This is a genomic window from Paracoccus aeridis (assembly GCF_004923205.2).
GTDB lineage: Bacteria > Pseudomonadota > Alphaproteobacteria > Rhodobacterales > Rhodobacteraceae > Paracoccus > Paracoccus aeridis.
On record NZ_SELD02000006.1, the window covers coordinates 171,941 to 192,988 of the forward strand.

The 21,048-nt window shown below is 68.9% G+C and carries 18 protein-coding genes; 14 read left to right on the plus strand and 4 right to left on the minus strand.

Annotation, left to right across the window (positions count from 1 at the left end):
- A complete protein-coding gene (locus tag ELI80_RS03265) occupies positions 1–1,005 on the plus strand; it encodes a transketolase family protein (protein WP_136649558.1) in 1,005 nt (334 codons plus the stop codon).
- Positions 1,002–2,114, plus strand: a complete 1,113-nt coding sequence (locus ELI80_RS03270; RefSeq protein WP_136649559.1) for a RuBisCO large subunit C-terminal-like domain-containing protein — start codon at positions 1,002–1,004, stop codon at positions 2,112–2,114. Before ELI80_RS03265 ends, ELI80_RS03270 begins: the two co-directional genes overlap by 4 nt.
- 38 nt (positions 2,115–2,152) lie before the next feature.
- On the opposite strand, the gene ELI80_RS03275 is transcribed toward ELI80_RS03270, so the two are convergent.
- Genes ELI80_RS03275 through ELI80_RS03285 form a run of 3 tightly spaced genes read right to left on the minus strand, consistent with a single transcriptional unit; the run spans position 2,153 to position 5,722 of the window.
- Complete coding sequence (locus ELI80_RS03275; RefSeq protein WP_136649560.1) at positions 2,153–3,172, minus strand: substrate-binding domain-containing protein; 1,020 nt, start codon at positions 3,170–3,172, stop codon at positions 2,153–2,155.
- 29 nt (positions 3,173–3,201) lie between these two features.
- The gene (locus ELI80_RS03280) at positions 3,202–4,197 is read right to left on the minus strand and encodes an ABC transporter permease (RefSeq protein WP_136649561.1); all 996 of its coding nucleotides are present in this window, start codon (positions 4,195–4,197) and stop codon (positions 3,202–3,204) included.
- Between the two features lie 10 nt (positions 4,198–4,207).
- Positions 4,208–5,722 (minus strand): sugar ABC transporter ATP-binding protein, encoded by a 1,515-nt coding sequence (locus ELI80_RS03285; RefSeq protein WP_236641299.1) that lies wholly within the window; start codon positions 5,720–5,722, stop codon positions 4,208–4,210.
- Positions 5,723–5,858: 136 nt separating this feature from the next.
- Between ELI80_RS03285 and mtnK the strand changes: the two genes are divergently transcribed.
- Both mtnK and mtnA read left to right on the plus strand, forming a co-directional pair.
- Positions 5,859–7,109: an S-methyl-5-thioribose kinase gene (gene mtnK / locus ELI80_RS03290; RefSeq protein ID WP_136649563.1), complete on the plus strand. Its 1,251-nt coding sequence runs from the start codon at positions 5,859–5,861 to the stop codon at positions 7,107–7,109.
- Entirely contained in the window at positions 7,106–8,197 is a 1,092-nt protein-coding gene (mtnA, locus tag ELI80_RS03295; RefSeq protein ID WP_136649564.1) for an S-methyl-5-thioribose-1-phosphate isomerase, read from the plus strand. The genes mtnK and mtnA overlap by 4 nt, the downstream gene beginning before the upstream one ends.
- An 8-nt stretch (positions 8,198–8,205) precedes the next feature.
- Here mtnA and ELI80_RS03300 read toward each other — a convergent pair whose 3' ends face one another.
- Entirely contained in the window at positions 8,206–9,135 is a 930-nt protein-coding gene (locus ELI80_RS03300; RefSeq protein ID WP_236641300.1) for a sugar-binding transcriptional regulator, read from the minus strand.
- A gap of 147 nt (positions 9,136–9,282) precedes the next feature.
- Between ELI80_RS03300 and ELI80_RS03305 the strand changes: the two genes are divergently transcribed.
- From ELI80_RS03305 to ELI80_RS03350, 10 genes are all read left to right on the plus strand, one after another.
- Positions 9,283–11,322 (plus strand): bifunctional aldolase/short-chain dehydrogenase, encoded by a 2,040-nt coding sequence (locus ELI80_RS03305; protein WP_136649566.1) that lies wholly within the window; start codon positions 9,283–9,285, stop codon positions 11,320–11,322.
- A 97-nt stretch (positions 11,323–11,419) separates the two neighbouring features.
- On the plus strand, positions 11,420–12,442 hold the full coding sequence (locus ELI80_RS03310; protein WP_136649567.1) for a substrate-binding domain-containing protein: 1,023 nt from the start codon (positions 11,420–11,422) through the stop codon (positions 12,440–12,442).
- A 64-nt stretch (positions 12,443–12,506) separates the two neighbouring features.
- Complete coding sequence (locus ELI80_RS03315) at positions 12,507–13,526, plus strand: ABC transporter permease (protein WP_136649568.1); 1,020 nt, start codon at positions 12,507–12,509, stop codon at positions 13,524–13,526.
- On the plus strand, positions 13,523–14,299 hold the full coding sequence (locus tag ELI80_RS03320) for an ATP-binding cassette domain-containing protein (protein ID WP_136649569.1): 777 nt from the start codon (positions 13,523–13,525) through the stop codon (positions 14,297–14,299). Before ELI80_RS03315 ends, ELI80_RS03320 begins: the two co-directional genes overlap by 4 nt.
- A complete protein-coding gene (locus ELI80_RS03325) occupies positions 14,296–14,907 on the plus strand; it encodes a nucleoside/nucleotide kinase family protein (protein WP_236641301.1) in 612 nt (203 codons plus the stop codon). The genes ELI80_RS03320 and ELI80_RS03325 overlap by 4 nt, the downstream gene beginning before the upstream one ends.
- A gap of 369 nt (positions 14,908–15,276) precedes the next feature.
- Positions 15,277–16,746, plus strand: coding sequence for a lipopolysaccharide biosynthesis protein (locus tag ELI80_RS03330; protein ID WP_136649570.1), 1,470 nt, complete (start codon positions 15,277–15,279; stop codon positions 16,744–16,746).
- Entirely contained in the window at positions 16,747–17,817 is a 1,071-nt protein-coding gene (locus ELI80_RS03335) for a polysaccharide pyruvyl transferase family protein (protein WP_136649571.1), read from the plus strand.
- A 10-nt stretch (positions 17,818–17,827) separates the two neighbouring features.
- A complete protein-coding gene (locus ELI80_RS03340) occupies positions 17,828–18,775 on the plus strand; it encodes a glycosyltransferase (protein ID WP_161596416.1) in 948 nt (315 codons plus the stop codon).
- Between the two features lie 6 nt (positions 18,776–18,781).
- The gene (locus tag ELI80_RS03345; protein ID WP_136649573.1) at positions 18,782–19,792 is read left to right on the plus strand and encodes a glycosyltransferase family A protein; all 1,011 of its coding nucleotides are present in this window, start codon (positions 18,782–18,784) and stop codon (positions 19,790–19,792) included.
- A gap of 180 nt (positions 19,793–19,972) precedes the next feature.
- Positions 19,973–20,896 carry a hypothetical protein gene (locus tag ELI80_RS03350; protein ID WP_136649574.1) on the plus strand — a complete coding sequence of 308 codons (924 nt, stop codon included), beginning with the start codon at positions 19,973–19,975 and terminating at the stop codon, positions 20,894–20,896.
- Positions 20,897–21,048 lie beyond the last annotated feature (152 nt).

Below are 21,048 nucleotides of genomic sequence, written 5' to 3' on the forward strand. Positions count from 1 at the left end.
ATGCCGGAACTCGTCACACGTCCCTACGCCCGCGCGTTCGAGGAGTACGCCGTCCGCCACCCGGAGGTGCTGTGCCTGTCGGCCGACCTCACCTCCAGCTGCGAGATCGACGGCTTCCGGGACCGCCACCCCGGGCAGTTCCTGTCCCTCGGAATGGCCGAACAGAACATGATGAGCTTCGCGGGCGGCCTCGGGCTCGCGGGCTTCCGGCCGTTTCTACATAGCTTCGGCGTGTTCCTGTACCGGCGGCCCTACGACCAGTTGATCGCTTCGGTCGCCTATCCGCGCCGCCCCGTGCGGCTGATGGGGTTCCTGCCCGGCATCACCACCCCGGGCGGCATGACCCACCAGGCGATCGAGGACGTGGCCGTGATGCGCGCGATCCCGAACATGACGGTCCTCGACTGCGGCGACGCGACCGAGGTGGAGAGCGTGGTAGAGGCCGCTGACGCGATCGACGGCCCGGTCTACTGCCGCATCCTGCGAGGCGAGGTGCCGCGCCTGTTCGACACGCCGCTGGCGGTCGGGCGGATGCGGGTGCTGGCCGAGGGTCGCGACGTCCTCATCGTCACCGCTGGCATCGCGACCGAGGAGGCGATGCGCGCCACCGCCGCTCTCGCCCGTGTGGGCGTGTCGATCCGGCATCTCCACGTCTCGACGCTGAAGCCGTTCGACGCTGCAACCGTGGTCGGCCACGCTGAATCGGTACACGACGGCGTTGTCACGCTGGAAAACCATGTCACCACCGGCGGCCTCGGGAGCGCGGTGGCTGAGGCGCTGGCCGAAGCCGGTCTGGCGCGTCGGCTGATCCGGCTCGGCCTTGACGACACCTTCGCGCATGGTGGCAGCCGGCCGTACCTGATGCGCCATTATGGCCTCGACGCCATTGCGCTTGTCGCGGCGGTCGAGCGGCTAACGGGACGACGGACCGGGATCGACGAGAACACGCTCGCCGACGTGCGGGTGGACGCGGTCCACTCCGCCACCAAGGCCGAGGCGCTGTGAGCGGCCGCTTCACCGTCACCTACCGGATCGCAACGGCGGATTCAGCCGATGCCCGCACCCGTGCGGAGGCGATCGCCCGCGAGCAGACGCTGGAGGCCCCGCCGGAGGCCACCACACCCGCGATAGAGGCGGCGCTGCTGGGGCGAGTGGACGCGCTGCACCGTGACGGTGAGGCACATGTCGCGCAAATCAGTTATGACCCGAACAGCGCCGGGCCGGATTTCGCGCAGTTCCTGAACGTGATGTTCGGGAACAGTTCGCTGCAGCGGGGGCTGAAGGTCGTAGGGCTGGACGCGGGCCCGATCGCGTCGCTGCATGCCGGACCGCGCTTCGGGATCGATGGCATCCGCCGCCTTTGCGGCCGTCCACGCGGCGGGATGATCGCGCCCGTACTGAAGCCGATGGGACTTGCGCCGGCCGACCTCGCTTTGATCGCTGGTCGTTGTGCCGCGGCAGGGGCGGACATCGTCAAGGAAGACCACGGCCTCGCCGACCAGCCCTCCGCCCCCTATCGTGCCCGCCTGCCACGGATCGTCGAAGCTGTGGCCGAAGCCAACGCGCGGGCCGGCGCCCGCACGCTTTACTTCGCCACGCTCGCCGGCACCCACGAGCATCTGGAAGACAACATCGCCTTCGCTCGGCAGGCGGGCGTGGACGGGCTGATCTTGATGCCCGGCCTCACCGGCTTCGGCCTTGTCGCGCGTCTCGCGGCGGAAGGGGCGCTGCCGGTGATGACGCACCCGGCCTTCCTCGGCGGCTGGACCGCCGCGCCGGGCAGCGGGATAGCGCACGACGTCCTGTTCGGGACACTGATGCGACTTGCCGGAGCCGACATCAGCGTCTTTCCAAATTGGGGCGGGCGCTTCGGCTTCACGCAAGGCGAGTGCCTCGCCATCGCCCGTGCCTGCCGCGACGCCGCCGGCGCGGGGCGGCCGATGCTGCCCAGCCCCGGCGGCGGCATGTCTGTCGAACGCGCCGGCGAGATGGCGAGCGCATATGGCGAGGACGTAGTCTACCTGCTCGGCGGCAGCCTTCTGGCGATGCGCGAACGGATCGGCGACGGGATCTACCGTATGCGCGAAGCGATTGACGCTGCGACAGGATCGTGACGTCCCGGCGCGGTCGGCCCGCGCCGGGTACCATCAGCTCAACGCGGCGGCAGCTTCATCCAGGGCGTCATGGCCACCTCGGCATGGGCAAAGGCGGGCAGCTTGGCGGCCAGTTCCTCCATGCTCTTGATGTCCTGTTCGTTCAGCTGCGTCTGGGTGATCAGCGTCGGCGGCACGATGACGCTGCGACCGGGATCCTCGCCGCCCAGCAGCATCGCGAGGCTGCGGACACTGACCTCGCCCACCACGGCGGGGTTGGTCGCAGCCGTGGCCTTCCAGGCGCTGCCAGGCTCGCGCATGGCGGCGATGTCGGCGGTTGAAATGTCGGCCGAGTAGATCGACATGTCGGCCCCCATCCCGGCCTCGTCCACCGCGATCTTCACGCCCTTGGCGAACTCGTCGTAGGGCGCGAACATCACCGTGATGTCGGGGTTCGCGGACAGGACCGAGCGCGCCTGGTTCGCGACCGAGTTCGCGATCGGGTTATCCATCGTCCCGAACATCGCCTTCTCGGTTATGCCAGGATACCTTGCCTTGAACTCCTTCCAGGTCTCGTCGCGGCGGTCGAGCGGCGCGATGCCAGGCACGTAAACGTAACCCGCTGTGAAGCTGTCGCCGTTGTCCTCGATCGCCTGCTCCAGCGCGAGCCGGGCGAGGTCGCGGTCGGACTGCTCGATCTGGGGAATCGCCTCGTTCTCGACGTCGACGTCGAAGGCCACAACCTTGATGCCCGCATCCACCGCGCGCTGCGCGGCTTCCTTCATCGACTCGGTCAGGCCGTGCTGGATGATGATTCCCTCGACCCCCAGCGAGATCGCCTGGTCCACCATGTCGGCCTGCAGCGCCGCGTCCTGACGGCTGTCGAGGACCTGAAGCTCGAGCCCAAGCGCCTCGGCCTGCTTCTCGACCCCCGACAGGTAGGCCTGGAAGAAGTCCCCGGTCGAAAGATAGCGCACCAGCGCGATCTTGGTCCCAGCGGCCGGCGCCTCGGCGGCGGCCAGGCCCGGCACGAGCAGCGCCGCGGCGGCTGCGGTGGCAAACATCCGTCTGGACAACATGGTTTTCCTCCCCTGATGTGTCCGGTGTCTCAGGCCGGCCGGCCCGCCCGGCCGGACAGCGCGAAGGTGAAGACCAGGGCCACGATCAGCACCGCGCCCTTGATGAAGTCTTGCGTGTAGTAAGGAGCATTCAGCATCGTCAGGCCCTGCAGCAGGATGCCCACGAACAACGCGCCGATGGCCGTGCCGAATGCGTTGGGCTTGCCGGCGCCCAGCACGGCGAAGCCGATCAGCGCGGCGGCGACCGCGTCGAGCAGCAGGTTGTTGCCCGATGCGACGTCCCCTCGCCCCAGCCTCGCCGCCAACAGGACGCCCCCGACCGAAGCAAGCGTGCCCGAGATGACGTAGGCCGCGATCCGGTAGCGGTCGACGTTGGTGCCCGCCAGCGCCGCCGCCTGTGCGTTCGAGCCGATGGCGTACATCAGCCGGCCGTGGCGCGTCGTCTCCAGGAACACCCAGACGAGCAAAGCGATGACCAGCAGCATCACGACCGACAGCGGCAAGAGACGCGGCAGGATGAAGTCGAGGCGCAACCGCCCGAGCGCGAGGAACAGCGGATCGAAGGTGCCCGTGGCGCTTCCTCCGCCAGGGAGCGCCATCCCGGTCGAGATGGAGTTGCCCTGCGTGGGAATACGCTGCAGCCCGATCAGCACGAACATCATGCCCAGAGTCGCCAGCAGGTCGGGCACCCGCAGCTTGACGATCATGACGCCGTTCGCCAGCCCGACGGCAGCGCCCATGGCAAGGCACATCAGCACCGCCTCGATCGCGCCGAGACCCCAGATCACCTGCGCGTAGGCCGACAGCATCAGCGCCGATGTCGCGACTGCCCCGATCGACAGATCGAAGCCGTCCACCACCATGGTGCAGGTCACACCCAAAGCGAGAATACCGGTGATCGCCACCGATTGCAGGATGAACACCGCGCTCTGCGGGGTCAGGAACCCGGGCGCCGACAGGCCGAACACCACAATCAGCCCGATCATCAGGATCAGGAAGCCGTACCGGATTGCAAAGTCTCGCATCCTCGTCCCTTCACTCGGCGGTGACGGCCCGCGCCCCCGGCGCGTCCACCACCTGCGCCATCAGCCGCCCGAGGTCGATGCCGCGGTTCACGTGCTCGCCCACAACCGTTCCCTCGCTCATCACGAGGATGCGGTCGGCGATCTCCAGCGCCTCGTCAATCTCGGTCGCAAGGACGATGGTCGCCCGCCCCGGTGCGGTCGCGCGGATGCGCGCGCCGATGTCGCGCCGGGCCTGGATGTCGACGCCCTGGAACGGCTCGTCGAGGATCAGCAGGCGCGAAGGCTGCGACAGCCAGCGGCCGACGACGACCTTCTGCTGGTTGCCGCCCGACAGTGTCGTGATCGGGTCGCCAGGCGACTGGCAGACAACGCCCATCTCGGCGACCACCGCGCGGGCGGCGGTGCGCTCGGACCTGCGGCTGAGGAAACCGCCCGAGGCGTGGCGGCGCAGGAACGGGAGCGTCAGATTGCGGGTGATGTCGAAATCCCGCACGACTGCGTTCTGAAGCCGGTCCTTGGGACTGAGGAACACGCCGCGCGCCACCGCGTCGCCGGGAGAAGCCGGGACGTAGTCCGCCCCATCCAGCCGCATCGCCCCGGCCAGCGGGAGAGCCACGCCAAACAGCGCCCCCGCCAAAGCGCTCTTGCCACTGCCGACGAGGCCGGTCACGGCCAGCACCTCGCCCGCGCGCGCGTCAAGGTCGAACGCCCGCGCGCCGGGGCGCAGGACCAGTCCCCGTGCCTCCAGCACCGGGGCGCCGGGGGCCGGAATGTCGATCCGCACTTCCGCCATGGCGTGGCCGAGCATGGCACGAACCGCGGACTCGATGTCGAGCGGCGCGCGTTCGAACCGACCCGAGATGGCCCCGTCGCGCATGGCGACGATACGGTCGGCAAGGCGGCGGATGTCGCCCATGCGGTGGCTGATATAGAGGATCGCGACCCCTTTCGCCCGCAGCCGCTCGACGAGCGCGAAGAGCCGCTCGGCCTCGACCGCGGACAGCGACGAGGTCGGCTCGTCCAGGATCAGGAGGCGCGGGCTGCGGGCCATGGCGCGGGCGATCGCGACCATCTGGCGCTCGGCCAGTCCGAGGTGGCGAACTTCAGCCCGCATGTCCAGATCGTGGAGGCCGACCTGCGCCGCGATGGCGCGGGCACGGGCCCGGATCGCGCGCTGGTTCAGGAACAGCGCCCCGCGCGGCAGTTCGTCGAGGACGAGGTTCGTCGCGACGTCGAGGCCCGGGACCACCCCGTCGTTGATGTTCTGGTGGACCGTGACCACACCCGAGGCCAGCGCGTCCGAAGGCGAGGCAGGAGCGAACGGCTGCCCGCCAAGCAGGATGCGCCCGGCATCGGCCCCATGGACACCGCAAAGGATCTTGACGAGCGTGGATTTTCCCGCGCCGTTCGCCCCCATGAGAACGGTGATCGTGCCGGCGGGCAGTTCCAGGTCGATGCCACGCAGGACGGCGTTTCTGCCGAAGGCCTTTCGGACCCCATCCAGGCGGATCGTCCTGTCCGTCACGAAGTTTGCCCCAGCTCGGTTCCTGCCGTCCCGCCCAAGGCTACGGTTGCCGTTTGTCATATGTCAAATACAATTGACAAAAGCCTGCGTCCGCGAAAACCTGCATTCCTGACCAAGATCTAGCGAGGGCCGTCGCTTGTCCGCCGACACCTACCAACCGCTGACAATCGACAGCCTGCCGCAGCGCCTGGGAGCGCTTCCTGTGCTGACGGACCGTTTGGGCGACGCGGCCGGGTGGCGCGCGCGCGAGGTGGGCGACGGCAACCTGAATCTGGTGTTCATTGTCGAGGGAGCGGGCAACGGGGCCGTGGTCAAGCAGGCGCTGCCCTATGTGAGGCTAGTGGGTGAAAGCTGGCCTCTGCCCCTGCGCCGCAGCTTCTTCGAGGCGATTGCGCTGGACCGCCAGGCGCGGCGCGATCCCGGCGCGGTGCCCGAGGTCTGGCACTTCGACGAACCGCAGGCGCTGATCGTGATGGAGTTCCTGACTCCGCACATCATCCTGCGCCGCAGCCTCATCGATGGCCGCAGGCACGAAGGGGTCGGCGCCTTCCTGGGCCGGTTCTGCGCCCGCACGGCGTTCCGCGGCAGCGACCTCGCCCTGCCCGCGGCAGACCGCAAGGCCGATGTCGCGCTGTTCGCAGGTAACGTGGAGCTTTGCGACATCACCGAGAACCTTGTGTTCACCGACCCCTATTTCGACGCCAAACTGAACCATTTCACGTCGGCGCTCGCGCCGCTGGTCGCACGGCTGCGGGCGGACGGGGCCCTGAAGATCGCCGCGCAGGAGCTGAAGGCCGATTTCACGTCATGCGCGGAGACGCTGATGCACGGCGACCTGCACACCGGATCGGTCATGGTGCACGGCAGCGACGCCAAGGTGATCGACCCCGAGTTCGCCGCCTACGGACCCTTCGGCTTCGACGTGGGCATGCTGATCTCCAACTTCCTGATGGCCCATCTCTCGCAACCTGGCCATTGCAATGACGCCGATTTCGGTGAGTGGCTACTGGACGAGACGGCGGCGATCTGGACCGCCTTCCGCGCCGAGTTCACCCGCCTGTGGCGGACTGAGCGGCGCGGAATGCTGTATCCCGACGCGCTCTTCGACGCGCAGGGAGACGAGCTTGCCGCCGAGGCCGCGCGGCTGCGGCTGATGGACCGCATCCGAAGCCAGGCCGTGGGCGTCTGCGGGGTGGAGCTTCACCGCCGCATCGTGGGTCTCGCGCACAACGCCGATTTCGAGACGATCGCCGACGAGGGCACCCGCGCCGCCTGCGAGGCCCGTGCGCTGGAACTGGGCCGGATCCTCGCCGTGCAGCGCGGGCACGTGAATATGGACGACGTCATCGAGCTGGCGCGAACGCTGAACGGAAGGGACTGCCTGTGAACATCGACGGAACCCATTACCGCTCGATCTGGCGCGATGCGGGCGGGATAGTGCAAGTCATCGACCAGCGCTGGCTACCGCATGAACTAAGGGTCGTCCCGCTGAAGAGCCTGCAGGACTTCGCCGACGCGATCCGCGACATGTGGGTGCGCGGCGCGCCGCTGATCGGGGCGACGGCCACCTACGGGATTGCCGTGCAGATGGCGGCCGATCCCTCGGACGAAAGCCTCGATCATGGCTGGGACGTGCTTCATGACACCCGCCCCACGGCGATCAACCTCCGTTGGGCGTTGGACGAGATGCGCGGTCTCCTGCGGCAGATCGCACCGGACCGGCGGGCCGAGGTCGCCTTTGCTCGCGCAGCGTCAATCGCGGACGAGGACGTGGAAATCAACCGCGCCATCGGCCGCCACGGGCTGGAGATCATCCGCGAGATCGCGGCGGCCAAGCCCGAGGGAGAGCCGGTGCGGGTACTGACCCACTGCAATGCGGGCTGGCTTGCGACGGTCGACTGGGGGACCGCGACCTCGCCCATCTACCACGCGGTCGAGGCAGGGATCCCGGTCCATGTCTACGTGGACGAGACTCGCCCCAGGAACCAGGGCGCCCAGCTGACCAGCTGGGAGCTGAACCGCCATGGCGTCAGCCATGAGCTGATCGTGGACAATGCCGGCGGCCATCTCATGCAGCATGGCGAGGTCGACGTCGTGATCGTCGGCACCGACCGCACCACGGCGCAGGGCGACGTCTGCAACAAGATCGGCACCTATCTGAAGGCGCTGGCCGCCAAGGCCAACGGGGTCCCGTTCTACGTGGCCCTGCCCTCGCCCACCATCGACTGGACCGTGCGCGACGGCCTGCGCGAGATTCCCATCGAAGAGCGCGGCGGGACCGAGGTGACGCACGTCCAGGGCCGTGACGCGGACGGGCGGACGGTGACGATCCAAGTCGCGCCGGACGGGACCACGGCGCGCAACCCCGCATTTGACGTGACGCCTGCTGCCCTCGTCACCGGCCTCATCACCGAACGCGGGGTAGTCGCGCCTTCGGAACTGTCCTCGATGTTCCCGGAACGCGCCAAGATCTGACGGCTACCTCAGGCCAGCAGCGCCTGGGCCACGCTCAAGGGGGCAATGAGGTGGGTGACATAGCCGCCGGCGATGGCGGCGCGCGTCGCCTCGACCTTGTCGAGACCCGGCGTCACGCAGATCCCCATGTCGAGACCGATTAGGTAATCGGGCGTGACGCCAATCATCCGCGCGTCGATCGGCCCTTCGACCCAGCGCCCGGCTACGTCGATGAACCGCCCGCACAGCACCGCCGCCGCGCCCCGCGCGACATACCAGGCAAGCTCGTCCTCGGTCGCGAGGCCGCTGCGGACCACGTGGCTGTCGGTCTGGCAGGTTCCTACCGAAAACAAGAGCTTGTTGCACCCCTCCGCCCCCGCCAGCTGGGCGGCGATGATCGGCTCGGCCCTGAGGCTCGCGGCGAGGGCATCGCTCGACAGGACCGCAGGGGCGTGAAGGTTAGCGCAGGTCGCGTGCAGCCGCTCGGCCAGCAGGCTGGAGCAGGCTTCCGCCGAAAAGCCGTAGGGCGTGGCCATCGACCCCACCAGCTGCAGCACGGTAAGATCGGGGAGACGGGTCGGCTCGAGCGTGGTGGCGAGGTCGTAAATTGTCCGCCCCCAGGCGAGGCCCACACGGTCGCCCGGCCGCAGCAGGTCAGGGAGCCAGGCCGCCGCGCCCTGCACCGTTCGCCTGAACGTTCCAACCTCCTCCTGCCCCTCGTCGGGGATGACGTGCGCGGCCGCAAGCCCGAAACGCCGTGTCAGCGCCACTGCCGCGGCGTGGCCAGCAAAGGCCGAGGGGTCAAGGTCGATGCGGATCAGCCCGCGGGTCCGCGCTTCTGCCAGATGGTTCACGACAGTCGCGCGGGAGAGGCTCAGCCGTTCCGCGATCTCCTTCTGGTTCAGACCCTCGCGGTAATAGAGCCAGGCTACCTCGATCACGACGCTGGCGCCGCTCACCTGCGCTGCTGCGCGCTTCCGGCCGCCCGTGCCGGCTGAAGATGGATCAACTTTAGCCAATGACAACGCCACCTGACATTTGTAGAAAGATGGAGCGAGGGTCGCATGCATGGCTAAAGCGCGCAATCGTTCCACTAAGGGGCCAGGATGATCGAGAACCGCTGGAACGAGGACGATGCGCGCTGCTGGCAGGACGCTGCAGGCGACGACCCGGCGACTCGCGAACTGGCGCTCAGGGTCTATTCCTCGCGGCTGATCGGGTCCGAGCCGGACCTTGTGATGCACGGCGGCGGCAACACCTCAGTCAAGCTGACTGCACGCGACGTCTACGGCGACAAGGTGGAGGTGCTGCACGTCAAGGGCTCGGGCTGGGACCTCGACACGATCGAGGCGGCGGGCCTGCCAGCCGTGCGGATGGCCCCGCTGGCCCGGCTGCGCGGGCTGGACTCGCTATCTGACGAGGACATGGTCAACGTCCAGCGCGCCAACTTGATGGACAGCACCGCCCCCAACCCGTCGGTCGAGACGCTGCTTCACGCTTGGCTGCCCGCGCGCTACGTGGACCACACCCACGCGACGGCGTTTCTGGCGCTGGCGAACCTGCCCGACGTCGCAGAAGCCGCGGCCGAGATCTTCGGCGATCGCATGGTGCTGGTGGACTACGTGATGCCGGGCTTCGCGCTGGCGAAACTCGCCGCGGAGACGGTGGCCGCGCACGCGGATGCCGAAGGGCTCCTGCTGGTCAACCACGGGCATTTCACCTGGGGCGCGACTGCGAAGGAGAGCTATGACCGAGTCATCGCCCATACCAACGCAGTCGAGGCGTGGCTGGACCGGCAGCGGGCAGCGGCCCCGTCCGTTGCCGGACGCAAGTGCGACCCGGCCCGGGCGGCGGAGATCCTGGCCTCACTGCGGGGCGCGCTGGCCGCCGGACGGCCGGAGGGTGCGGCGATGCCGGTCCTTGCACTTCGCGACGGGGCGGAAACCCTGGAGATCATGGCCTCGGGCGACCTGGCGGCTTGGGCGAAGCGCGGCGTCGCAACGCCGGATCATGTGATTCGCACCAAGGCGCATCCGTTGCACCTGACCGCAGCTGACTTGAAGGCCGAGCGGATGGCGGCGCGCGTGGCAAGCTTCGCCGAAGACTACCGTGCCTATTTCCACCGCAACGCGCCCGGTGCCACGCAGCGCAAGACGATGCTGCCGACCACCCCGGGGCTCGCGTGGATCGAGGGGGTGGGCCTCGTCGGCATCGGCGCGAATGCAAAGGCGGCGCGGATCGCGGCAGACCTTGGGGAGCAGACGCTGCGGGTCATGCGAGCGGGCGAGGCGGCGGGCGGCTTCCACCCTATTGGCGAAGCCGACACGTTCGAGATGGAATACTGGTCCCTCGAACAGGCCAAGCTCGGCAAGGGCAAGCCTCCCGCGCTGCAGGGGCGGGTCGTGCTCGTGACCGGCGGGGCCGGCACGATCGGGCTCGCCACGGCGCAGGCGTTCCGCGCTGCGGGGGCCGAGTTGTTCATCGTCGACCGCGAGGAGGACGCGCTCGCCGCAGCGTTGAACATGCTCGGACGCGAGGCGCGGGGCCTTGCCCTCGACATCACCGCGCCGGGCGGAGCCGTGAGTGCTGTCGACGCGGCGGTTACGGCGTTCGGTGGCCTCGACATCCTCGTCAGCAACGCCGGGGCGGCAGTCGAGGGCGAGATAGCGACACTTCCGGACGACGTCCTGCGCAGCAGTTTCGACCTCAATTTCTTCGCTCACCAAGCCTTCGCCCAAGCCGCGATCGCGGTCTTCCGCCGCCAGGGCCGGGGTGGGCAGATCCTGATCAATGCCTCGAAGCAGGCGGTGAACCCAGGCCGGAACTTCGGGGCCTACGGACTGCCGAAGGCGGCCGCGTTCTTCCTGATCCGGCAGCTGGCGCTGGAACTCGGGCGCGAGGGCATCCGCGTCAACGGGATCAACGCCGACCGAATACGCTCGGGTCTCTTGACGGCCGAGATGATCGCGGCGCGCGCCTCGTCGCGGGGCATCGACGAGGCCGCCTATCTCGGCGGCAACCTTCTCGGCCGCGAGGTCGAGGCGCGGCACGTGGCGGCGGCGTTCGTGGCGCTGGCGCAGGCCGAGCGCACGACGGCCCACGTGATGACCGTGGATGGCGGCAACATCGAGGCGGCGCTTCGCTGACGCGCGGCAGCCACCGGCCTGCTGCGGCGTTGACAACCACGCCCGCGCGTTCATTGTGCAGCCGACGGCGCGGGATGACCGCGCGAAGGAGGGATACATGAACACGCTGAAAACCACGGCCTGCGCCGCTGCGGCCCTGTTCGCCGCCACCCTGGGCGCGAACGCGCAGGAACCGACCCGCGCCTGCATCATCACCAAGACCGACATCAACCCGTTCTTCGTCAAGATGAAGGAAGGCGCGGAGGAGAAGGGCCGCGAGCTGGGGGTCGAGATCATGGCCTATGCCGGCAAGATCGACGGCGACCACGAGACCCAGCAGCAGGCGATGGAAAGCTGCATCGCGGCCGGGGTCAAGGGCATCCTGCTGGTCGCCTCGGACCCCAAGGCGATCGTCGCGCAGGTCGAACAGGCCCAGGCGCAGGGGATCCTCGTGATCGCGCTCGACACGCCGCTGGAACCCGCCGACGCGGCCGACGCGACCTTCGCCACCGACAACTACGAGGCCGGGCGCCTGATCGGCGCGTGGGCCAGGGGCACGCTCGGAGACGCGGCGCAGGACGCCAAGGTCGCGATGCTGAACATCAACGCGTCGCAGCCCTCGGTGGACGTGCTGCGCAACCAGGGCTTCACCGAAGGCTTCGGGATCGACCCCAAGGACAACACCCGCATCGGTGACGAGGACGATCCCCGCATCGTGGGCCAGGACTACACCGACGGAAACGAGGAAGGCGGCCGCCGCGCGATGGAGGCGCTGTTCCAGCGCGACCCGTCGATCAACGTCGTCTACACCATCAACGAACCCGCCGCCGCCGGCGCGGCCGAGGCGCTGCGCGCGTTCGGGCGGCAGGAGGGCGTGACGATCGTCTCGGTCGACGGGGGGTGCCCCGGGGTCCAGAACGTGGCCGACGGCGTGATCGGCGCGACCTCGCAGCAGTATCCGCGCAAGATGGCCGAGATGGGGATCGAGGCGATCGCGGCGTTCGCCAAGGACGGCACCCGGCCCCAGAACACCGAAGGGCTGAGCTTCACCGACACCGGCGTCCAGCTTGTCACCGACAAGCCGGTCGAGGGCGTGCCCTCGATCACCTCGGCCGAGGGGCTGAAGCTCTGCTGGGGCTGACCACCTGAACTATCGGGGACGGGCGGGCATCCCCGCCCGCCCTTTCCGCAACCGGAGACCCTGAATGACCGAAGCGACCGTCGCCCGGTTCGAGCATCGCCGCACCACCGCCGAATCGATCCAGCATTTCCTGCACCGCTTCCCGACGATGGTGCCGGTGATCGTGCTGATCGTCTCGGTCGCAGGCTTCGCGCTCGCCGCGCCCAACTTCATGTCGGCCTTCAACCTTTCGCTGATCCTTCAGCAGGTGGCGGTGGTCGGCACGCTCGCCGCGGCGCAGAGCCTCGTGATCCTGACGGCCGGAATCGACCTGTCGGTCAGCGCGGTGATGGTGCTCTGCTCGGTCATCATGGGCAAGCTCGCGGTCGAGATGGGGGTTCCGGTGCCTATCGCGATCGCCGCGGGCATCGCGGCCGGCCTGGGGACCGGCTGGGTCAACGGCACGCTCGTCACGCGGCTGAGGCTGCCGCCGTTCATCACGACCCTCGGCACGCTAAACATCTTCATCGCGCTGGTGTATTACCTGTCGGGCCGCAACACGATCCGCAGCCAGGACATCGACGCCAGCGCGCCGCTTCTGAAGCTGTTCGGCCAGAACTTCCGCCTCGGCGGCTTCGTGATCACCTACGGCGTGCTGCTGATGCTCGCCGTCTTCGCGGTGCTTTACGTGGCGCTGAACATGACCGCCTGGGGCAAGCGCGTCTATGCCATCGGCGACGATGCCGAGGCGGCGGCGCTGGCAGGGATCCGGGTCAACCGGGTGCTGCTGTCGGTCTACGTCACGGCGGGGCTGATCTGCGGGCTGGCGGCGTGGTCGTCGATCGGGCGTGTGGGGTCGGTCAGCCCGACCTCGTTCGTCGAGGCGAACCTCGAATCCATCACCGCCGTCGTGATCGGGGGGATCTCGCTCTTTGGGGGGCGCGGGTCGATCGCGGCGCCGCTGATCGGGGCGATCATCGTCGGCGTCTTCAACTCGGGCCTGCGGCTGATGGGGGTGGACGTGCTGTGGCAGCTGTTCGCGACCGGCTGGCTCATCATCATCGCCGTGGCCGTGGACCAGTGGATCAGGAAGATTGCGTCATGACCCAGAACGTTCTGGAGGCGCGCGGCCTCACCAAGCGCTACGGCCGCGTCACCGCGCTGGACGGCTGCGACTTCGACCTGCGGCCGGGCGAGATCCTGGCGGTGATCGGCGACAACGGCGCGGGGAAATCGACGCTCATCAAGGCGCTGTCGGGCGCGATCCAGCCCGACGAGGGCGAGATCCGGCTGGACGGCCGGCCCGCGCACTTCGCAAGCCCGCTGGCCGCGCGCCAGTCGGGGATCGAGACGGTCTACCAGACGCTCGCCCTGTCTCCCGCGCTGTCGATCAGCGACAACATGTTCATGGGGCGGGAAATCCGGCGCGAGGACCTGCTGGGGCGCTGGTTCGGCATCCTCGACCGGGCCCGCATGGACCGGATCGCGCGGGAAAAGCTGTCGGAACTGGGGCTGCTGACCATCCAGAACATCGGCCAGCGGGTGGAAACCCTGTCGGGCGGCCAGCGGCAGGGCGTGGCGGTGGCGCGCGCCGCCGCCTTCGGGTCCAAGGTCGTGATCCTGGACGAACCGACGGCGGCGCTCGGCGTCAAGGAATCGCGCAAGGTGCTGGACCTGATCCTCGACGTGCGGGCGCGCGGGCTGCCGATCGTGCTGATCTCGCACAACATGCCGCACGTGTTCGAGATCGCGGACCGCATCCATGTCCACCGGCTCGGCCGCCGCCTGTGCCTGATCGACCCCAAGCAGCACTCGATGTCGGACGCTGTGGCCTACATGACCGGGGCCAAGGTGCCCGAAGAGGTTCTCGCCGCGTGAGCCTTTGGACGCAGGCCATCGCCGGCCCGCTCGCGGCGGCTGTCGCGGCCATGCCGCCGGGCCGCCGCCTCGTCGCGCTGGCGGGACCGCCCGGCGCGGGCAAGTCCACCCTCGCGGCGGAAGCCGCCGCCGTCCTGCCGGGGGCGACGGTGCTGCCGATGGACGGCTACCACCTCGACGACGCGATCCTGGCCGAGCGTGGGATCCTGCACCGCAAGGGCAGCCCGGAAAGCTTCGACGCGGCGGGGTTCCTGTCGCTGGTCCGCCGCCTTCGCGATGAAGCCGAGGTCTTCCACCCCGTCTTCGACCGCACCCGCGAGCAGTCCATCGCCGGCGCCGGCCGCGTCGGCCCCGAGCACCGGCTGGTGCTGGTCGAGGGGAACTACCTGCTGCTCGACCGCCCCATCTGGCGCGAGCTTGGGCCGCTGTTCGACCTGACGGTGATGGTGGCGGCGCCGCTGGATGAACTCTCCCGCCGGCTTCGCGAGCGCTGGCAGCAGCTCGGCAAAGACCAGGCGGCGGTCGCGCGGCATCTCGATAACGACCTCGCCAACGCCCGCGCGGTGCTGGCGGAATCGTTGCCTGCCCGGCTTACCCTGTCGGCCTGAGGACACGAGCCTCCGGTCTCGGGTGGTGCGGGCCAGGGCCTCCCCCGCGCAGCGTCCGGGCACGGCTGGCGACCGTCCCGCGCCGCTGATCGGCGGCGCGGACCGGCGGCGCGGACCGGGCCGGGTTTTCCGCCGTCGCGGAACGCGGCGGTGCTGCGCGCCCCGGTCAAGCCCCGAACGCATCTGCGCCCCCCCAGCGCGTCAGGGCCGACCCGGCCGGGCCGCCCGTTTCCCGCTCAATACCCGCGGGGCTGGCGGTATCCCGCCGCCTCGCGCGAACGCGATCCTGCCCCGCGGCCGCCTTCGATTGACATTCCACGGCGGATTGCCGATCCCCCCGCCCGCACGCGTTGCGGAAACCGGGATCGCATGACCCACGTCACCAGCTTGAAACGAAGCACGATGGTGGCTTCGCTGTGGTCGATCCTCAGGTCGGTCTGGGTTGCCATCGTCACCTTCGTGCTGTTCGCGGTGCTGGCGCGGCTGCTCGCGCCCGCCGATTTCGGCGTCTTCGCGCTGGCCAGCATCCTCGTGCAGATCGCGACGATCGTGGCCTCGGCCGGGTTCGGCAATGCCATCGTCCGCGAGCCCGCGTATTCCGAGACCTTCGTGAACACCGTGTTCTGGTGCGTGCTGGGCATGTCGATCCTCGCGGCCGCGCTGCTGATCGGCGCCGCGCCGTTCTACGCGCGGCTGGTCGGGGCCGAGGGGACGGTGCCGGTCATCCAGTGGCTCGCGTTCCTGCTGCCGCTGACCACCCTCACCACCGTCCCGTCGGCGCTGCTGACGCGGAACTTCCAGCACAAGAGCCTTGCGATTCAGAGCATCGCCTCCAGCCTCTCGGGCGGGATCGTCGCCGTGGCGATGGCGCTGCAGGGCTGGGGCGTCTGGTCGCTGGTCGGCCAGGCCTTCGTCGGCGGCATCGTCGGCATGGCGATGATCTGGCGCATGTCGCCGTGGCGGCCGGCGCTGAAGTTCGACGCGCGCCTTGTCCGCGGCCTCCTGGTCTTCAGCAGCAGCATCATGGCGACGCAGATCCTGTGGATGCTGCTGGTGCGGGTGCAGGAAATCTTCATCTCGCGCTGGCACGGCCCCGACGCCGTCGGCCATTACCGGATCGCGTGGCGGCTGATCGAACTGATCTCGCAGTCGCTGCTGTCGCCGATCGGCAGCGTGGCGCTGGTCACGTTCTCGCACGTTCAGGACCAGCGCGAGCGGTTCCAGGCGATCTATGCGCGCATGGTCGGCATCGCCGGGCTCGCGACCTTCCCGGCCCTGCTGGGCATCGGCGCGGTCTCGCCGATCCTCCTGCCGCTGCTGTTCGGCGAGAAGTGGGCCGCCGCGATCCCGGTGTCCGAGGTGCTGGTGCTGATGTGCGTGCCGTTCGTGCTGAACTTCTTCACCGGCCCGGCGCTCACCTCGGTCAACCGGCCGCGGGCGAACCTGTGGATCGCCGCCCTGCAACTGACGCTGACGGTGATCTTCACCTGGATTGCCGTGCCCTACGGGCTGGTGGCCGTGGCCGCTGCCTATGTCGCGCGGGCGTGGATCACGATGATCCCGCAGCAGCTCATCCTCGCCCGCCATACCGGCATCTCCCTGGCCGGCACGACGCGCGCCATCCTGCCGGCGCTCGCGGCGGCGGTGGCGATGGCTGCCGCGGTCCGCGCCGCGGCGGGTCCGCTGGTCGCGCGCTTCGGCGCGGGCTGGGAAACGGGGACCGCCACGGTCGTCATGGGACTGCTGCTGTTTGCCGCGATCATGTTCGCCCTGGGCCACGATCCCCGGCGCGAGATCCGCGACCTGCTGCAGACCGTGCGCAAGCAAAAGGAGGCCTGAGTGCCCTCGACTCCCCCTGCCCCCGCCCCGGTTCCTGCATCGCCGGTCAAGACGGCCGCCGAGGTCGTCACCCGGTGCCGGTCGCTGCTCGACGCGGCCCTTTCGGACCAGATCGACGACCTGCGCCGGAACGGCTGCGCGCTGATCGACTTTCCCGATCACGGGAACGTCGGCGACAGCGCCATCTGGTCGGGGCAGATCGCGTGGCTGGACCGGCACGGGATCGCCCGCAAGGTCGCCGGTGACCTGAACATCGACCTCGCCGAGATCCGGGCGCTGCGCGGAACGGTCCCCGTCCTGCTGCACGGAGGCGGCAACTTCGGCGACCTGTGGCCGCGCCACCAGCTGTTTAGGGAACGGATCCTGGCCGAGCTCCCGGACCGCCGCGTGATCCAGCTGCCGCAGTCGATCCACTACGACGACGTCGCGATGATCGCGCAGACGCGCGCTGCCATCGCCCGCCATCCGCGCTTCCTGCTGCTGGTCCGCGACCACCCGAGCCTCGACCTCGCGCGGGACAACTTCGCCTGCGAGACGCGGCTTTGCCCCGACATGGCCTTTGCGCTCGGCCCGCAGGCGCGTCCCGTGCAGCCGGATGCGGACGTGCTGATGCTGCTGCGGACGGATTCCGAGCGGCGCGACGGGCAGGCCCACGTCGATGTCCCGGACGGCTGGATCGTGGCCGACTGGCTTCAGGACGACCCCGATGTCTGGACCCGTGCCGCGGCCGATGCACGGCGGCGCGCGATCCTGTCGTTCAACCCCGCGCGGCTGGGCGCCGCCGCTCGGCGCAGGGACTATCTGGACAACCTGTCGGGCCGCCGCATCGACCGCGGCCTGCGGCTTCTGTCCCGCGCGCGCTATGTCATCACCGACCGGCTGCACGTCCACATCCTGTGCACGCTGCTGGATATCCCGCACTGCGTCCTCGACAACCGCTACGGCAAGATCGCCCGCCTGTCGCAGGCGTTCGGGACCCGCTGGGCGGGCGTCTCGCAGGCGGCCACCCTGCCCGAGGCGGTCGCCACCGCCCGCGAACACCTTGCCCGGCGCGAGCCGCAGACTGCGTGAGGACCGACCCATGCTGAGCGTCATCATGTGCACCCGCAACCGCGCCGAGCAACTGCGCCGGGTGCTGGATTCGGCGGCCGCGATGCGGGTGCCGCAGGATCTTTCGTGGGAATTCCTGCTGGTCGACAACGGCAGCACCGACCACACCGCCGAGGTGGTGGCGTCGTTCGCGGACCGCCTGCCGATCCGGCGCATCGAGCAGCCGGTGCCCGGCCTGTCGAACGCCCGGAACGCCGGCGTGGCCGAGGCGGCAGGCGACTATATCCTGTGGACCGACGACGACGTGGTCATCGACCCCGGCTGGCTGGAAGCCTACGCCGACGCCTTCACGGCCTACCCGCAGGCGGCGGTGTTCGGCGGCGTGATCGAGCCGGTCTACGAGGAGGAACCGCCCGAGTGGTTCCGCCGGAACGAGGATCTGCTGGCCACTGTCGTCGCCAAGCGCGACATGGGGCCCGAACGCCGCATCATGCCCGACACGCCCGGCATGATCCCCTACGGCGCCAACTACGCGCTGCGCGCCGCCGAGCAGAAGCAGCACGCCTACAACCCCGACCTGGGGGTCAGCCCCACCCACAAGCGGCTGGGCGAGGAGACGCTTGTGATCGACGCGATCATCAAGGCCGGCGGGATCGCCGTCTGGGTGCCGGAGGCACGGGTGCGCCACCTGATCCCCGCGAGGCGCCTGACGATGGACTACGTCCGCAGCTACAGCGAGTCCGCAGGCGAGACCTGGGCCTATCTCAGCGAGAACGGCGGCTCGGCCATCATGGGCGCGCCGGTCCCGCGCGGCGGGCGCCGGCTTCTGGGCGCGCCGGTCTGGACCATCCGCAAGATGATCGACGGCCAAATCAGGCTGTGGCTGAACCGCGAGCCGACGCGCGAGCACATCCAGCGGACGCGCGAAGTCGCCCGGCTGCGGGGCGCCATCCGCTACTGGGTTACGCACAGGAACTGAACCGACATGAAGATCGCCGTCATCATCCCGTTCTACCAGAACGAGCCCGGCATCCTCGCCCGCTCGCTCGACAGCGTCCTGCGCCAGGACCTGCCCGACGGCGCGCGGGTCGAGGTGATCGTGGTCGACGATGCCTCACCCGTGCCCGCCCGCGACGAGGTGGCGCGCCACGCCGACACCGACCGGATCGCGTGGCGGCACGTCCGGCAGGACAACGGCGGGCCGGGCGCCGCGCGCAACACCGGCCTGGACATCGTCGCGGCGGACGGCGGCTTCGATTACGTGGCCTTCCTCGATTCCGACGACGAATGGACCCGCGATCACCTTCGCAACGCCGTGAACGCGCTGGAACAGGGCTACGACTTCTACTTCTCGGACCACAGCCGCCCCGGCGTCTTCGACAGCCACTTCGCGGAAGTGGACATCGTGTCGGTCGTGGGCCGCGAGGCGTGGAACAGGGCAACGCGGCTCGGCCCCTTCACGCGCGGCTTCGCGCCGCACGCGCTGGATCACGCCATGCTCAGGCAGTATCTGTCGCAATCCTCGACCGTCGTCATGCGCCAGGCCACGCAGGGCCAGCACCGCTTCGACACCGAACTGCGCCACGCGGGCGAGGACCGGATGATGTGGATCACGGCGGCGCTGTCCGGCGCGCGCATCTGCCTGTCCACGCGGTCCGAAATCGTGTGCGGCCGTGGCCTGAACATGTTCTTCGAAACCGCCAGCTGGGATTCGCCCGGCATCGTGAAGCGGCTGGGAAGCCAGCTGCTGCGCGGGCAGAAGCTGATGCAGCTCGACCACGACGCATCGCGCCAGTGGATCGCCCGCGACTTCAGGAAGAATCGCCGGCTCTATTCCTATCTCGCCGTCCGCAACCTGCTGAAGGGCAAGGCGTCGGATCTCGCCACCCTGCGGCCCCTGATGAAGCGCGACCCGCTGCTGCCGCTGCGGATGCCGTTCCTGTTCGCGAGCTTCCTGCTGTCCGAACGGCGCAAGACCCGCACGGCGGCGCAATGACGCCCGCCGCGGCGCGGTCGGCCCGACGAGGCCGGTCGGCGGTCGCGATCTGACGACAGCGGCGAGATCGGTCCCCGGACCCCGGCCGCTTCACGCCTGACCGGCCCGCGCGCGACAGACATCTTCCCCGCGTGAACCATCTGCGCGTTCGGGCGTCATTGTCGGTGGAGAAAGCTTCTCATGCGCGAACTGATCCTGATCCGGACTCATTTCTCCTGCGAGGCGACGGAGCGGCTTTATAACTATCTCAGGCAAACCTCGAACCGCGACGTCGCATTCATCTGCGATGAGACGAACGGGGTTGTCGACGTGGGTGCCGGCAAGGCGAAGATTGCAGTTTCCGCCCGATCGGTCGCCGAGATGGGGCTGCATGTTCCCAAGAACTTCGGCTGGCTGTGCGGCGACTATTTCCTGTATGCCGCCGCAGGGCTTCTTGGCGCGTACGACAGGTACTGGCTCATCGAGTCGGACGTGAGGATAGGCCTGGAATCGAGCGCCGACTTCTTCGACCGCTTCGACGACGGGTCGGTGGACATTCTCGCGTTCCATGTCTTCAGGGCGAAGGACAACTGGTTCTGGTACAAGCCGATGTGCTTCTTCGAGCCGGAGGTCCATGCGTGCCTGTTCCCGGTGGTCGGGGTGAGCAGACGCGCCATCGACTTCGCTCATGCCGCCCGGCGGGCCATGTCTGCAACTCACGACCGGATCGTTCCGCCCGAGGAGACCCGCCGCTGGCCGAATGACGAATCGTTCCTGATGTCCACCCTGATGGCGAACGGGTTCAGATGCGCCAACCTGGACGACATGGAAGTCAAATACCGCACACGGCAATCATTCAACTTCGGCCTGCCGAAATCGGATAAAAGGATCGGCGCGCAACATCCCTCCGGCCTGTTCCATCATCCGGTGCACTCAGGCGAACGGTTCGTGTCCAAGGCGAACGCATGGCTGACCACCTGCATCCGCAACAAGGCGACAAAGACTGGCCTGGCGGGCGCGTTCGACGAGCTGTTCATGTCGGACATGAGAGCTGAAGCGTCCGGGGCGCAATACGCGGCGTTCGAGGCGCGGCTGCTTGCCGCCATCAGCGACGCACCGGCCTGAGAAGCGATGCCGCGGGGCTGAGGCCCGGCTTGCCGCCTGGTCGGGAAGGTGCGGACACCCTGCCGGGCGCCTCCGCGCGGATCTATCCGGCAAGCAGCTTGCTTAAAACGACCAGAGCGTAAACCGGGGGGTGATCGCGTCACGCATCCGGG